The following is a 15,426-nucleotide window of genomic DNA, read 5'->3' as shown; positions in this document are numbered from 1 at the left end:
GGCTGGCCGGCCGGTCGCGGTGTGCTGGGTCAGCTGGTCGGCTTGGCCCGGGCGGCGCGCCAGGGTGGGCTGACCAGGAACTGCGTGTCGTAGTGGTCCTGCAGGTCGAGCAGGCTCTCCGCCGTCGCCTCACCGGTGGCGATCCGGCCCAGGTGGCGGAAGTACTCGAACCGCTCCACCCCCGGCGTGATCACGATCAGCAGGTCGGCCGAATGCCCCGGCGTGGCGGCGAAGGCGTGCGGCGTCTCCGGCCGCACCACGACCAGGTCACCCTCGTAGGCAGTGATCACCCGGTCGCCGGTGAGCACGTCCGCCGACCCGGACAGCACGTAGAACAGCTCACTGGACATCCGGTGCAGGTGCGGCGTCGCGCCGTCCGCGCCCTCGGCCATGGTCACCCGCTGCGTGCTCAGCGCGCCACCGGTCGCCGAGCTGTCGGCCAGCAGCCGGATCTTGATGGTCGGGCCGGCCAGCGTCTCGGCGTCGGCGGCGCGGATCACCACGACCTGGTTGGGTCCGGTTCCCGGCTCGGTGGGCGGGGCGTCGTGGCCATTGGCGGCGGCGCCCGACCCGCCCGGTCGTGTCGACGGGCCGGACATGGGTTCCCCTCTCTCTCCTGACGGCGGCAGCGCGCGGCTAGGCCTGTTGCCCGGCGGACACGCTGACCCCCGGCGGAGCCGGGAAGCCGTCGACCGCCCGTTCGTAGGCGTGTGCCACCCGCAGCACGGTCGAGTCGTCGAAATGCTTGCCGACGATCATCATGCCAACCGGCCGCCCGTCGGAGAGACCAGCGGGGACGGAACACGCCGGGTGTCCGGTCACATCCGTCGGACAGGTGTTGGCGAGCATCTCCAGGCCACGAGCGAGCACCTCCTCGCGGGGTGCGTCCGGGCCGGGGATCACTGTCGCGGTGAGCGGCAGCGTGGGCAGCACCAGCACGTCGAAGCGGTCCAGCGCGTCGTCGTAGGCCTGGCGCAGCTGGACCGCCAGGTTGCGCGCCATCGCGTAGTGCTTGTTGCGGCCGAGTCCGCTCGCGTAGCCGGCGGTGAGCAGCACCAGCTGCACGGTCTGGGAGAACTCGTGCGGCGCCGCCCGCCACTGGTTGCCGTAGTGCTCGATCAGCTCGGGGTCGTAGAGGCCCTGCCAGTTCATGCCGTAGCCGTTGGTGTCCACCATCTGCGCGGCCGCGCCCTCGGTGGCGATCACGTCCCAGATCTTGGGGCCGTGCAGGTGCCACGGGATGGACACCTCCGCCGCGCTCAGGCCGGCGCCGCGCAGGGTGTCCACGGCAGCGCGCACCGCCGCGTCCACGCCAGGCTCGGAGTTCTCGTGCCCGAACCCCTCGGTGACGACGCCGACCCGCAGCCCCTCGGCTGACTCCGCGATCGCGGCCAGGTAGTCCGGCACGGTCAGGTCGGCCGGCTGGCGGGGGTCGTTGCCGTCGCGGCCGGCCAGGACGGACAGCAGCAGCGCGGCGTCGGCCACCGTGCGGGTCATCGGGCCGAGGTGGTCGATGGTCTGCTCGATGGGGAAGGCCCCGGTGTAGGGCACCAGGCCGTGGGTGGGCTTGTGCCCGACGATGCCGCTGAACGAGGCCGGGATGCGGACCGAGCCGCCCTGGTCGCCGCCGATCGCCAGGTCGACCACCCGGGCGGCGACCAGTGCGCCGTTGCCGCTGGACGAGCCGCCGGTGGAACGGGTCTCGTCCCACGGGTTGCGCACCGGGCCGGAGCGCGAGGTGTGCGAGCCCCCGGAGAAGCACAGGTCCTCGCAGACGGCCTTGCCGGCGATGGTCGCGCCGGCCGCGAGTACCCGGCTGACCACGGTGGCGTCCCGGGTGGGCACAAAGCCCTCGACCGTCTTCGAACCGTTCGTCATGGGCAGGCCGGCGACCGTGATGTTGTCCTTGATCGCGATCTTCCGCCCGGCCAGCGGGCCCTCCGGGGCACCGGTCAGCTCGGTGGTCACGTACCAGGCGTTGTACGGGTTGTCGGCGTCGGCGGGGTGCTGCCAGTCGCGCTCGGGGGCCTTGGGCGCGGTCTCGTTGTAGAGCTCCTCGACGGCGTCCCAGGACGCCAGCAGTGCCGCGACGAACGGCTGGAACGACTCCGCGTCCGCCGGCGTCAGACCGAGCCCGTAGTCGTCGGACACCTTGCGCAGCGCACTGGAATCGGGCGGGGGCAGTGGCATGTCGCCTCCAGAGCAGTATGTGGTTGAGACCTCAGACGCTAGCCGCGTGGCCCCGGTCGCCGGTAGCCAAATGGTCCGAGTGGCCTGCCTGCACAAACCTGAGTGCCGGCAGGGGGCGGGCGGGGTCAGGCGAGCGAGGCGGTCAGCGTGTCGGCCATCTGCCGGCCGAGCTCGTCCGGGGTGGACGGGCCGCCGGGGCGGTACCACTTGTAGCACCAGTTGACCGCGCCGAGGCACATGTTCACGTACACCTTGGGCGCCATCGGCAGCCGCACGCCGGGGTGCTCGGCGAGGTGGCGGCCCAGCGCGGCGACGAAGAACTGCTCGAACGCCCGGCGGCGGAGCAGCACCTCCTCGGCCAGCTCGGGCGGCAGCTCGTGCTCCTCCTCGAAGCAGACCTTCAGCAGCGCCTGGTGCTCGCAGGTGTAGACCACCCGCGAGGTGATCAGGTCGCGGATCGCGTCCAGTGGGGTGGCGGCGTCCGCCACGGTCCGCTGCCCCATCGCCAGGCTCTCGTCGAGCACGTCGGCGTAGATCCGGACGAGCAGCTCTTCCTTGCTGCGGAAGTAGTGGTAGAGCGTCGGTTTGGACAGTCCGACGGCGGCCGCGATCTCGTTCATCGAGGTGGCCCGGAAGCCGCGCCTGCTGAAGATCTCGGCCGACACGGAGGTGACCCGGGCGCGCTGGACGTCCGCCCGGCTGATCGCCGTTTCGGTCATGCGTGCCTCCCGTCGAGCCCGTATCCGCGCGGCGCCGCCGCGCTCCCGGGACCGTACTTGACAGCCACCGGTGGCTCGGATTCTATAGGACCCGACCGCCCGGTCGGTCGGGATTTCTGCCGACGAGACCGAACAGCGGTCGGAACATCGGCGTTCAGCGGTCGGAGGCTTGATGAGCTGGGAGCTCGACCAGGTGCACCAGGACTTCCAGGCCAGCGCCCGGGCGTTCGTGGACCGGCAGGTGCGCCCGCTGGTGGAGTCCGCCGAGGAGGCCGGCAGCTTCCCCGCCGAGCTGTGGAAGCAGCTGGGCTCGGCCGGGCTGCTCGGGCTGATCACCCCGGAGGCCCACGGCGGCGCGGACGGGGACGGGCTCGCGGTCGCCCTGCTCGCCGAGGAACTGGCCCGCGCCAGCGGCGGAATCGCGGTGACCGCGCTGGTCAGTGCCTACATGGCGGCGCCGCACGTGATCCGGCACGGCACCCCGGCGCAACAGGACCGCTGGCTCGCCCCGTTGGCGGCCGGCGAGGCGGTGGCCGCGATCGCGGTGACCGAACCGGGCACCGGCTCCGACGTCGCACGCGTGGGCACCACCGCCCGGCGCACCGAGGACGGCTGGCTGCTCAACGGCCGCAAGATGTTCATCACCAACGCCGGGCTGGCCGACCTGATCATCGTGGCGGCCCGCACCGGGGATGCCGGCCGAGGTGGGCTGACGCTGTTCCTGGTCGGCCGCGGCACCGACGGCCTGAGTCTGGGCAGGCCGCTGGCGAAGATGGGCTGGCACTCCTCGGACACCCGCGAGGTACTGCTGGACGACGTCGCGCTGCCCGCCGATGCGGTGCTGGGTACCGAGAACCGGGGCTTCTACCAGATCATGGAGGCGTTCCAGCTGGAGCGCGTCGCGCTGGCCGCGATGGGCATCGGGCACGCCGCCGAATGCCTGGACCTGGCCCGCGAGTACGCCGGGCAGCGCGAGGCGTTCGGTGAGCCGCTGACCCACCTGCAGACGATCCGGCACCGGCTCGCCGCGATGGAGGTGGAGCTGGAGGCCGCCCGGTTGATCACCTACCAGGCGGCGGCCCGGCTGGACGCCGGTCATCCGGAGGCGGCCCGCTCGGTGGCCAGGGCGAAGTACCTCGCCGCGATCTCCGCCAACCGGATCGTGGACGACGCGGTGCAGCTGTTCGGTGGCGCCGGCTTCGTCGAGGAGTCACCGGTCGCCCGGCACTACCGCGACGTCCGCATCCTGCGCATCGGCGGCGGTACCGACGAGATCCAGCTGGAGATACTGACCAGGGGCATGGCGTGACCAGGGGAGATGTGTGAGTACCGAGGCGATCAGTGCGAACGGGGCGCCCGGCATCTCCGACGTCGAGCGGGCCGCGGAGCGCGCGTTGAAGGGTGGCGACCCGGCGCGCTGGCCGGACAAGCTGCCGGTGCGCGACCGGCTGGCCGTGCTGTTCGACCCCGGCACGTTCGTCGAGGACGGGCTGCTGGCCACCTCGGCCGCCGCCGACCACCTGCCGGCCGACGGGGTGATCACCGGGGTCGGGCGGGTGTACGGGCGGCCGGTCGCGGTGATCGCGCACGACTTCACCGTCAAGGCCGGCTCCTGGGGTGAGCTGACCTGCGAGAAGCAGATCCGGATCCTGGAGCGCGCGGACCGTGACCTGCTGCCGGTGGTCTACCTGGTGGACTCCGCCGGCGGCCGGCTGACCGACCAGATGGGCTTCTTCCCCGGCCGCCGGGGCGCGTCGGCGATCTTCAACCTGCAGGTCAGGCTGTCCGGGCGGGTGCCGCAGCTGTGCTGTCTGCACGGTCCGTCGGCGGCCGGCGGGGCGTACATGCCGGCGTTCTGCGACTGGGTCGGCATGGTCAACGGCAACGCCTCGATGTACCTGGCCAGCCCGAGGGTCGCGGAGAAGGTGACCGGCGAGCGCACCACGCTGGAGGCCATGGGCGGCGCGATGATGCACGCCGAGGTCTCCGGCTGCGGCGACGAGGTGTTCGACGAGGACTGGGAGGCCGTCGCCGCCGCCCGGCTGCTGCTGTCCTACCTGCCGGACGACTTCCGCGCCGCGCCGGCCCGGGTCGAGGCGGTCGAGCCCGAGCAGCCCGAGTGGCCGGATGGCCTGGTGCCGGTCGACCCCAACGTCAGCTACGACGTGCGGGACGTGGTGGACCGCCTCGTCGACGGCGGCACGTTCTTCGAGATCAAGGCGCGCTGGGCGCAGGAGCTGGTCACCGGGCTGGCCCGGCTCGACGGCCGGGTCATCGGCATCGTGGCCAACCAGCCGAAGGTGCGCAGCGGGGCGATCTTCGTCGACTCGGCGGACAAGGCGGCCAAGTTCATCTCGCTGTGCGACGCGTTCAACATCCCGCTGGTGTTCCTGCAGGACGTGCCGGGGTTCATGGTCGGCGTCGAGGTGGAGCGGGCCGGCATCATCCGGCACGGCGCGAAGATGATCGCCGCGATGGCCTCGGCCGAGGTGCCCAAGTACTCGGTGGTGCTGCGCAAGGCCTACGCGGCCGGTTTCTACGCGATGTGTGCCCCCGGCTTCGAGCCGCGCGCGACCCTGGCGCTGCCGACCGCCACGATCGGCCCGATGTCGGCCGAGGCGTCGGTGAACGCGGTGTACGCGAACAAGATCGCGGCGATCGAGGACGAGGCGGAGCGGGCCGCGTTCGTGGCCGCCCGCACCGTCGAGCAGCGCGCCGACATCAACCTGCTGCGGATGGGCAGCGACCTGATCGTCGACGCCGTCGTGCAGCCCGATCGGCTGCGCGCGGAGCTGTCCGCCCGGCTGGTCGACGCGGACCGCTGGACCCGCCAGCCCGGCCGTCGCCACCACCTGATCAGTCCGGTCTGACCGGACGTCCGTGACGAAGCGGCCCGCCCGAGCCTCAGGAGGACGACGATGTCCGACAGCCTCGCCCAGCTGATCGACACGCCGCTGCGGCCGTTGCGCCCGGAGTGGTCGGTGCCCGAACGGGTCGATGCCCTGCGCGCGGCCCGCGAGCTGGAGCCGGACGACTACTGGACCTGGGTGGCGCGCCAACAGCGCTGGTCCACCCCGTGGCACACGGTGCGCACCGGCGAGCTGGCGGACGCGCGGTACTTCGATGGCGGCCGGCTCAACGTGGCGGACAACTGCCTGGACCGCTGGGCGGAGGACCCGGAGACCGCGGACCGGCCCGCGGTGATCTGGGAGGGCGAACCCGGCGACACCCGCACCTACAGCTACGCCGAGCTGGCCGCCGAGACGACCGCGCTGGCCGCCGGGCTGCTCGAGCTGGGCGTGCACAAGGGCGACGTGGTGGCGCTCTACCTGCCGAACCTGGTGGAGTCGTTCACCGCGATCCAGGCCTGCAACCGGATCGGCGCGATTTACACCGTGCTGTTCGCCGGCTTCGGTGAGGAGGCGGTGGCCGCGCGGCTGATCGCGTCCCGGGCGTCGGTGGTGGTCGTCGCCGACGCGGTCTACCGGCGGGCGAAACGCGTCGAGCTGCTGGCCACGCTGCGTGCCGCCCGCACCCGCACCCCGGACCTGCGCGCGACCGTCGTGGTGGACCGCACCGGCGACCTGGCCGCCGGCACTACCGCTCTGCGCGACGGCGAGCACTCCTACGCCTCGGTGTGCGAGGCCGGCGGGGCCGGTACGCCGTGCGTGCCACTGGACCCGAACGAGCCGTCGTTCCTGATCTTCACCAGCGGCACCGAGTCACGGCCGAAGGGCGTGGTGCACAGCGTCGGCGGCTTCCTGCTCGGCACCTGGGCGAACGCGCACTGGCAGGCCGGCTACGAACCCGGCGACGTCTACTGGGTGGCCGCCGACGTCGGCTGGCTGACCTTCCCGATCCAGGCCGTGGTCGGCGGGCTGGCCCTGGGCATGACGATCGCCTGTTACGAGGGCGCGCTGGACACCCCGTCCACCGCGCGGTTCTACGAGATCTGCCAGCGGCACCGGGTGACCAAGGTGCTCGCCGCGCCGACGCTGCTGCGGATGCTGCGCCGCTTCGGCGACGACGTGGCCGCCGCGCACCCGCTGCCGGCGCTGAAACTGATCACCGCGCAGGGCGAGCCGTTCGACGTCGACACGTTCGACTGGGCCACCACGACGTTCGACGTGCCGATCGTGAACGCCTACGGCCAGACCGAGACCGGCTCGACGTGGAGCTACCCGGTGTACGGGGTGGAGTCGATCAAGGCCGGTTCGGTGGGTACCGCGGTGCCCGGCCACACCTTCGACATCCTGGACGACGACGGTCTGCCGGTACCGCCCGGGGTGAAGGGAAACCTGGTGCTGACCAGCCCGTTCCCCACGTTGGCGCGCACCGTGTGGGACGACCACGACCGCTACCTGTCGACCTACTTCGGCCGGTTCCCCGGGCGCTACGCCACCAACGACGAGGCGGTCCGCGACGCCGACGGACACCTGTGGGTGCTCGGCCGGGCCGACGACGTGATCAACGTGGCCGCACACCGGATCTCGACGATGGAGATCGAGGCGGCGGTCACCGGGCACCCGGCCGTGGTCGAGGCGGCGGTGGTGGGCATCCCGGACGACACCAAGGGCACCGTGCCGGTCGCGTTTGTGACGCTGCGCCCCGAACCCGGTGCCGGCGGGGATCCCGACCCGGACCAGGTGCGCGCCGAGCTGGACCGCCGGGTGGTCGCCGAGCTGGGTGGCTACGCCCGGCTGGCCGCGATCTACCTGACCCCGGTGATGCCGAAGACCCGCACCGGCAAGTTGATGCGCCGGCTGCTGCGCGACGTCGTGGTGCACGGGCGCCCGACCGGCGACACCAGCGCGATGGAGGACCCGTCGGCGCTGGACATCGTGATCCGCGTGGTCGAGGAGGGGTAGCTGGGCATGTTCGACTATCCGTTGCGGGACCGCACCATCGGCCACGTCCTGGCCGAGAAGGCCGCGCGCATCCCGGACCGCCCGTTCCTCCATTTCGGCGGGCACACCGACAGCTACGCCGACGCACACCGGCTGACCAACCGCTACGCGCACGGCTTCCTGCGCGCCGGCATCGGCAAGGGTGACCACGTCGCACTGATGCTGCCGAACCAGCCGGAGCTGCTCTGGGCGATCTGGGGGCTGGGCAAGATCGGCGCGGTGGCCGTGCCGCTGAACACCGCCGCCAAGGGCGAGCTGCTGACCTACCTGCTGGAGCAGTCCGACTCGGTGCTGCTGTGCGTGTCCGACCAGCTGCGCGAGCGCGCGACCGCCGCCGCCGCCAAGGCCACGAGGGTACGTCAGGTGTTCGGGCCGGACCGGCTGCGCGAGTTCGCCGCCACCGGACCCGACGACGACCCGCCGGGTATGGCCGAGGTCAAGGCGGCCGACCCGCACCTGCTGCAGTACACCTCCGGCACCACCGGCCCGTCCAAGGGCGCGGTCAGCCCGCACTCGCAGGGGCACGCGGTCGGCCGGCAGATGGCCTCGCTGACCCGGTACCGCCGCGACGACGTGCTCTACACCTGCCTGCCGGTGTTCCACGCCAACGCGCTGTGGTTCACCATCTACGCCGCCCTGTGGGCCGAGGCGTCGGTGGCGCTGTCGCCGGGGTTCTCCGCGCGGCGGTTCTGGGACGAGATCCGCGAGTCCGGGGCGACCGTGTTCAACGCCCTCGGCGCCATGGCCAACATCATCTGGCAGCTACCGCGCTCGGAGGGCGACCGCGAGCACACCGTGCGCAGCGCCATGCTGGTGCCGATCTCGCGCACGCTGGTGGACGGGTTCGCCGAGCGCTACGGCATCGCGGTGACCTCGGTGTACGCGATGACGGAGAACTGCGCGGTCACCGTGTTCGGCCCGGACGAGCCGAGGGAGAAGGTGCCCTCGGCCGGCAGGGTGCGCGACTACATGAGCGTCCGGATCGTGTCCGACAACCCTGTCGACCCCGGCGAGGACGGGGCCGACCGGGTGCTGCCGCCCGGCGAGGTCGGCGAGATCTGCCTCCGGCCGAACGAACCGGGCAGCGTGATGCTCGGCTACTACAAGATGCCCGATGCCACGGCCGCCGCGCACACCGACGGCTGGTTCCACACCGGCGACCGGGGGCACCTGGACGCGGACGGCTACCTGTACTTCTCCGACCGCAAGAAGGAGGCGATCCGCCGCCGCGGCGAGAACATCTCCGCCTACGAGGTGGAGATGGTGCTGTGCCGCCACCCCGCCGTGCTGGAGGCGGCCGCGGTCCCGGTGCCGTCGGAGCTGGGTGAGGACGACGTGATGGCCTACCTGGTGCCCGCGCCAGACACCCCGCTGGACTTCGCCGAGTTGATCGAGTTCTGCGCCGAGAACATGGCGTACTACATGGTGCCGCGCTACCTCGAGGTCATCGAGGCGCTGCCCAAGACACCCAGCGAGAAGATCGAGAAGTACAAGCTGAAGGTGGATGCCACCGAGCGCCTCGCCGAGTTCTGGGACCGCGACAAGGCCGGCATCACCATCCGCCGCTGACCCGTGAGTGGCGAGTGGTCCCAGGAGACCACTCGCCACTCACAGGTCCTGAACTGCGAAGAGAGGGAGCCTGTGGACGTCCGCGTTGAGGTGGACGGGGTGGTGGCACGAGTGCTGATCGACCGGCCGACGGCGATGAACGCGCTGAGCCCGGCGGTGCTGGCCGGGCTGCGGGACGCCTTCGAGGTCGCCGCGCGCAAGGGCTGCTCGGTGCTGGTACTGCGCGGCGCCGGCGGCACACTGTCCGCCGGCGCCGACCTGAAGTACCTGGAGACCATCCTCGGTGACGAGACGGCGGTCACCGGGTACCTGGTCGAGATCGGCGCGATGATCGACGCGCTGGAGGCCGGCCCGTTCGTGTCCGTCGCGGTGGTCGAGGGCTACGCGCTGGCCGGCGGCTGCGAGATCCTGCTGGGCTGCGACCTGGCGGTGGTGTCGGCGGACGCGCGCATCGGCGACCGGCACCTGGAGTACGGGCTGCTCCCCGGCGCCGGCGGGTCGGTGCGGCTGCCCAGGGCGCTGCCCGGCGCGCTGGCCCGGCGGCTGCTCTACACCGGCGAGATGATCGACGGCGCGACCGCGTTCGACTGGGGCCTGGTCAGCCACGTGGCCGCGCCCGCCGAGCTGGAGCAGACGCTGGAGCAGCTGCTCGCCCGACTGTCCCGGCACAGCGGCGCCGCGCTCGCCGGCCAGAAACGGCTGTACCGGGCGTCGATCGACACGCCGGTGGCGGAGGCGCTGGCCGCGGAGCGGGCCACCCTGGTCGACCACCTGCGCCACTCGAGCGCCGCCGCCGAGGGGCTCGCGGCATTCCGGTCCGGCCGGGCGCCGGACTTCGGGCCGGACTCCACTGGAGAGGGGAACAGAGCATGAGCGCACGTCCGGTGACCGGGCGCTGGTTCGAACAGCTCGAGGTCGGCACCGTGGTGCAGCACGCCACCCGGCGCACCGTGACCGAGACCGACAACGTGCTGTTCACGACGATGACGATGAACCCGGCGCCGCTGCACCTGGACGCCGACTACGCGGCCGGCACCAAGTTCGGCCGGCCCCTGGTCAACAGCATGTTCACCGTCGCGCTGGTGGTCGGGCTGTCCGTGCCGGAGCTGACCCTGGGCACCATCGTGGCCCAGCTCGGCATGGACGCGATCAGGTTCCCGGCGCCGGTGTTCCCCGGTGACACGGTCCGGGTGGAGACCGAGGTGGTCGAGGCGCGCGGGTCGAAGTCGCGGCCGGACGCCGGCATCGTGGTCTTCGAGCACCGCGCCTACAACCAGCGCGACGAGCTGGTGTGCCGGGCCAGGCGCACCGGTCTGATGCACCGGCGCCCGGCCGAGTCGCCGGGCGACGGTCCCTCCGGAGAGGACGCTAGTTGATCACCGCATACCTGGACGACATCTCGGTCGGCGACACCCACCTGACCGGCGGTCGCACCATCACCGAGACCGACCTGGTCAGCTTCGCGATGTTCTCCGGCGACTGGCACCCGATCCACACCGACGTCGAGTACGCGGCGGCGGACGGGCGGTTCGGCGGCCGGATCGCGCACGGCGCGCTGGTGCTGTCGGTGGCGCTCGGGCTGGTCACCTTCTGGCCGCCGGCGATGAAGGCGTTCTACGGCATCGACGAGCTGCGCTTCGTCGCGCCGACCCGGATCGGCGACACTCTGCACGTGGAGACCGAGGTGCTCGCGGTGGAACCGAAGGGCAGCGACGGCGGCGTGGTGACCTCCCGGTTCACCGTGCGCAACCAACGCGAGGAGGACGTGATCGTGGCGACGCTGAAGTCACTGGTGGCCAGGAAGCCGGCCGCGTGAACGGGTTCAGTCCGCGCAGCGTGCTGTTCGTACCGGGGCACCGGCCGGACATGCTGGCCAAGGTGGTGCGCAGCCGCCCGGACGCGGTGATCGTCGACCTCGAGGACGCGGTGGCGCCGTCGGCCAAGGAGGAGGCCAGGGCCACGGCGATGAGTGCGCTGGCGGCCGAGCGGCCGGGCGCCGACCGGGTGCTGCTGCGGATCAACGGGGTGGGCACGCCGTGGTACGAGGCGGACGTGGCTGCCGCGGCGGGCGCGATCGGGGCGACGCACCAGGACGGCGCGGCGCAGCTGGACGGCGTGGTGCTGCCCAAGTACGAACACCCCGGTGAGCTCGCGGAGCTGCGGGCCGCGCTGCCTGCCGGCGCGCTGGTGATCGTCGGGCTGGAGAGCGCGCTCGGCGTGGCGGATGCCCGCCCGCTGCTCGCCGAAGGCCCGGACGCGGCGTACTTCGGGGCCGAGGACTTCATCGCCGACCTGGGTGGGCGGCGCACCGCGGGCGGCACCGAGGTCCTCTACGCCCGCAGTCAGGTGTGTCTGGCGGCCCGGCTGGCCGGCGTCGCCGCGCTGGACCAGGTGGTGGCGGCGGTCCGCGACGCCGAGGCGTTCCGCCGCGACGCCGAGCAGGCCAGGGAGCTCGGTTACCCCGGCAAGATCTGCCTGCACCCGATCCAGGTGAGCATCGCGCACGAGGTGTTCACCCCGTCGGCGGCCGAACTGGACCACGCCCGCGCGGTACTGGAGGCCGCCGAGTCCGGGGTGGGGCTCGTCAACGGCCAGATGGTCGACGCCGTGCACGTGACCATGGCCCGCGCCGTCCTGGCCCGGACACAACCCGACCCCGCCGACGCCTGACCCCTTACACCGCGAGTCGGGGCTCTCAGCACACCGAGTCGGGGCTCCCAGCACACATCGACTAGATGACTTTCTACAAACGCTTGACGTAATGACAGGGTTCTGTAGAGTATTGGACATACTCCCACCACACCTGTCGACGGAAGCGGACCAGGATGAGCACCGACGAACCCCAGGTGTCGTTCCAGACGAGCCCGGAGCGGTACCGGCACTGGAAGCTCGATCTCCAGGGTGAGATCGCCTACCTGCGGCTGGACATCGCGGAGGACGGCGGGCTGGTCCCCGGTTACGAGCTCAAGATGAACTCCTACGACCTCGGCGTGGACATCGAGCTCTACGACGCGACGCAGCGGCTGCGCTTCGAGCACCCGGAGGTGCGCGCGGTCGTGGTGACCAGCGCCAAGGACCGCAACTTCTGCGCCGGCGCGAACATTCGTATGTTGGCCCAGTCCAGTCACCCCTGGAAGGTGAACTTCTGCAAGTTCACCAACGAGACCCGCAACGGCATGGAAGATGCCACCGCGAACTCCGGCCAGACCTATCTCGCCGCCGTGAACGGCACTGCCGCCGGCGGTGGTTACGAGCTCGCGCTGGCCTGCGAGAAGATCCTGCTGATCGACGACAACTCCTCGTCGGTGTCGTTGCCGGAGGTCCCGCTGCTGGGCGTGCTGCCCGGTACCGGCGGTCTGACCCGGGTCACCGACAAGCGCCGGGTGCGCAAGGACCGGGCGGACGTGTTCGCCACCAAGCCCGAAGGCGTGCGCGGCAAGCAGGCCGTCGAGTGGAAGCTGGTCGACGAGGTCATCCCGAAACGCCAGTGGGACGAGCTGGTCGCCGAGCGCGCCGCCGAAGCCGCGGCCGGCTCCAGCCGCCCTGCCGGTGCAGCCGGCATCACGCTGCCGCCGCTGGAGCCGGTGCGCACCGAGGACGAGATCCGCTACCGGCACGTCACCGCGAAGCTGGACCGGGAGCAGGGCCAGGTGGAGATCACCGTGGCCGGCCCGGAGGGCGACACCCCGGACACCGTGGCGCGGGTGCACGAGCTCGGCGCGGACTTCTGGCCGCTGGCGATGACCCGCGAGCTGGACGACCTGATCCTCTGGCTGCGGGCCAACGAGCTGGAGCTGGGCACCTGGGTGATCCGCACCAGGGGCGACGTGGAGGACGCGCTGGCGTTCGAGCGGGTCATCGCCGAGCACTCGGGCTCCGCGGGTAACCCGGGCGACTGGCTGGTCAACGAGATCCGGCACTACTTCAAGCGGGTACTCAAGCGGCTGGACGTGACGAGCCGCAGCCTGATCGCGCTGATCGAGCCCGGCTCGTGCTTCGCCGGTGCGCTGTTGGAGCTGGCACTGGCCTGCGACCGGCAGTACATGCTGGACGGCCTGCTGGAGGAGGACTCCCCGGAGGGCACCGAGGAGGGTGAGCCGGCCCAGCTGGTGCTCTCCGAGTCCAACTTCGGTGCGTTCCCGATGTCGAACGGGCTGTCCCGACTGGGCTCGCGGTTCTACGGCGACGACGACTTCCTGGCCAAGCTGCGCCAGGAGACCGGGCGCCGGCTGCTGGCCACCGAGGCGCTGGAGCTGGGCCTGGTCACCGACTCCCCGGACGACATCGACTGGGAGGACGAGATCCGGATCATGCTGGAGGAGCGCCGGTCGCTGTCGCCCGATGCACTGACCGGCATGGAGGCGAACCACCGGTTCGTCGGCCCGGAGACCATGGAGTCGCGGATCTTCTCCCGGCTCACCGCGTGGCAGAACTGGATTTTCGTACGGCCCAACGCGTCCGGACCGGAAGGCGCGCTGCGCCGCTACGGCACCGGCCGCCGCGCCGAATTCGACCGCAAGCGCGTCTGAGCGACGGGGAACAGCGATGAGCATTGACTACAGCGAGAAGATCCCGAACAACGTCGACCTGGCCGGCGACCGCAAGCTGCAGCGCGCGCTGGAGTCCTGGCAGCCCAACTTCCTGAACTGGTGGAAGACGATGGGCCCGGCGCTGCCCACCGACGACGTGTACCTGCGCACCGCGGTCGACGTCGGTCGGGAGGGCTGGGCGCACTTCGGCCACGTGGCCATGGAGGAGTACCGCTGGGGTGTCTTCCTCGCCGAGCGCAACGCGGACCGGCGGATCGCGTTCGGCGAGCAGAAGGGCGAGGCGGTCTGGCAGCAGGTGCCCGGCGAGTACCGCGCCGACCTGCAGCGCCTCATCGTCATCCAGGGCGACACCGAGCCGGCATCGGTCGAGCAGCAGCGCCGGCTGGGGGAGACCGCGCCGTCGCTCTACGACCTGCGCAACCTGTTCCAGGTCAACGTGGAGGAGGGGCGGCACCTGTGGGCGATGGTGTACCTGCTGCACGCCTACTTCGGCCGCAACGGCCGCGAGGAGGCCGAGGCGCTCCTGCAACGTAACTCCGGCGACCTCGACTCGCCCCGGATCCTCGGCGCGTTCAACGAGGAGACCCCGGACTGGCTGTCCTTCTTCATGTTCACCTACTTCACCGACCGGGACGGCAAGTACCAGCTCGGCACGCTGAAGGAGTCGGCGTTCGACCCGCTGTCGCGCACCTGTGAGTTCATGCTCAAGGAGGAGGCGCACCACATGTTCGTCGGCACCACCGGGGTGGACCGGGTGGTGGGGCGGACCGCGCAGCTGATGCGCGAGTACGACACCGACGAGGTGGCCGCGCACGGCGGGATCCCGCTCGACGTGATCCAGCGCTACATCAACTTCCACTACTCGGTGTCGCTGGACCTGTTCGGCTCCGAGCAGTCCACCAACGCGGCGAACTACTTCACCGCCGGGCTGAAGGGCCGCTGGCAGGAGGAGCGCCGCCGCGACGACCACCTGCTCACCGACGACGCCGCGCACGTCGACGTCGTCCGGGACGGCGTGCTGACCACCGACGAGGTGTCCGCGCTGCTGGCGCTGAACCACGACCTGCGTACGGAGTACGTCAAGGACTGCCAGAGCGGCATGAAGCGGTGGAACCGGGTGCTCGAAAAGGCCGGCATCGACCGGCAGCTCTCGCTGCCGCACGTCGGCTTCAACCGACAGGTCGGGTTCTTCTCCGACCACCACATCACGCCGGCCGGGCAGCTGGTGGGCGCCGACTCCTGGAAGGCCAAGGAGAGCTGCTGGCTGCCCACCGAGGAGGACAAGGCGCACGTCCGCTCGCTGATGCGCCCGGTGTACGAGCCCGGCAAGATCGCCGGCTGGATCGCCCCGCCGAACACCGGCATCAACGGCCAGCCGTTCGAGTACGAGTACGTCCACCTGCCGTAACCCCGTGAGTGGCGAGTGGTCCTGGGGGACCACTCGCCACTCACGACCCGGGCGTCCGTCGAATGGCGTTAAGGCGATTCGAC

The 15,426-nt window shown here is 71.4% G+C and carries 13 protein-coding genes; 10 read left to right on the top strand and 3 right to left on the bottom strand.

Annotated elements, in window-relative coordinates; all coding sequences use genetic code 11:
• Positions 1-29: 29 nt before the first annotated feature.
• From ACTXG6_RS02290 to ACTXG6_RS02280, 3 genes are all read right to left on the bottom strand, one after another.
• Positions 30-599, bottom strand: a complete 570-nt coding sequence (locus ACTXG6_RS02290; protein ID WP_445186094.1) for a cupin domain-containing protein — start codon at positions 597-599, stop codon at positions 30-32.
• Positions 600-636: 37 nt separating this feature from the next.
• Entirely contained in the window at positions 637-2,190 is a 1,554-nt protein-coding gene (locus ACTXG6_RS02285; RefSeq protein ID WP_445186093.1) for an amidase, read from the bottom strand.
• 125 nt (positions 2,191-2,315) lie between these two features.
• A complete protein-coding gene (locus ACTXG6_RS02280) occupies positions 2,316-2,909 on the bottom strand; it encodes a TetR/AcrR family transcriptional regulator (RefSeq protein ID WP_445186092.1) in 594 nt (197 codons plus the stop codon).
• Between the two features lie 172 nt (positions 2,910-3,081).
• Here ACTXG6_RS02280 and ACTXG6_RS02275 point away from each other — a divergent pair, with 172 nt between their 5' ends.
• The 10 genes from ACTXG6_RS02275 (at position 3,082) to boxB (ending at position 15,343) form a co-directional block, all read left to right on the top strand.
• Complete coding sequence (locus ACTXG6_RS02275; RefSeq protein ID WP_445186091.1) at positions 3,082-4,218, top strand: acyl-CoA dehydrogenase family protein; 1,137 nt, start codon at positions 3,082-3,084, stop codon at positions 4,216-4,218.
• Between the two features lie 13 nt (positions 4,219-4,231).
• Positions 4,232-5,779 (top strand): acyl-CoA carboxylase subunit beta, encoded by a 1,548-nt coding sequence (locus tag ACTXG6_RS02270; RefSeq protein WP_445186090.1) that lies wholly within the window; start codon positions 4,232-4,234, stop codon positions 5,777-5,779.
• Between the two features lie 48 nt (positions 5,780-5,827).
• On the top strand, positions 5,828-7,777 hold the full coding sequence (locus ACTXG6_RS02265) for an AMP-binding protein (RefSeq protein ID WP_445186089.1): 1,950 nt from the start codon (positions 5,828-5,830) through the stop codon (positions 7,775-7,777).
• Positions 7,778-7,783: 6 nt separating this feature from the next.
• Positions 7,784-9,385 (top strand): AMP-binding protein, encoded by a 1,602-nt coding sequence (locus tag ACTXG6_RS02260; protein WP_445186088.1) that lies wholly within the window; start codon positions 7,784-7,786, stop codon positions 9,383-9,385.
• A 72-nt stretch (positions 9,386-9,457) separates the two neighbouring features.
• Positions 9,458-10,258, top strand: a complete 801-nt coding sequence (locus ACTXG6_RS02255; protein ID WP_445186087.1) for an enoyl-CoA hydratase/isomerase family protein — start codon at positions 9,458-9,460, stop codon at positions 10,256-10,258.
• The gene (locus tag ACTXG6_RS02250; RefSeq protein WP_445186086.1) at positions 10,255-10,761 is read left to right on the top strand and encodes a MaoC family dehydratase; all 507 of its coding nucleotides are present in this window, start codon (positions 10,255-10,257) and stop codon (positions 10,759-10,761) included. Before ACTXG6_RS02255 ends, ACTXG6_RS02250 begins: the two co-directional genes overlap by 4 nt.
• A complete protein-coding gene (locus ACTXG6_RS02245) occupies positions 10,758-11,201 on the top strand; it encodes a MaoC/PaaZ C-terminal domain-containing protein (protein WP_445186085.1) in 444 nt (147 codons plus the stop codon). Before ACTXG6_RS02250 ends, ACTXG6_RS02245 begins: the two co-directional genes overlap by 4 nt.
• Positions 11,198-12,055, top strand: a complete 858-nt coding sequence (locus tag ACTXG6_RS02240; RefSeq protein ID WP_445186084.1) for an HpcH/HpaI aldolase/citrate lyase family protein — start codon at positions 11,198-11,200, stop codon at positions 12,053-12,055. The genes ACTXG6_RS02245 and ACTXG6_RS02240 overlap by 4 nt, the downstream gene beginning before the upstream one ends.
• Positions 12,056-12,210: 155 nt before the next feature.
• Positions 12,211-13,914 carry a 2,3-epoxybenzoyl-CoA dihydrolase gene (gene boxC / locus ACTXG6_RS02235; RefSeq protein ID WP_445186083.1) on the top strand — a complete coding sequence of 568 codons (1,704 nt, stop codon included), beginning with the start codon at positions 12,211-12,213 and terminating at the stop codon, positions 13,912-13,914.
• 16 nt (positions 13,915-13,930) lie between these two features.
• Positions 13,931-15,343: a benzoyl-CoA 2,3-epoxidase subunit BoxB gene (boxB, locus tag ACTXG6_RS02230; protein WP_445186082.1), complete on the top strand. Its 1,413-nt coding sequence runs from the start codon at positions 13,931-13,933 to the stop codon at positions 15,341-15,343.
• Positions 15,344-15,426: the final 83 nt, after the last annotated feature.

Source organism: Pseudonocardia sp. Cha107L01 (genome assembly GCF_052566575.1).
This window is presented reverse-complemented; position numbering and strand designations above follow the sequence as displayed.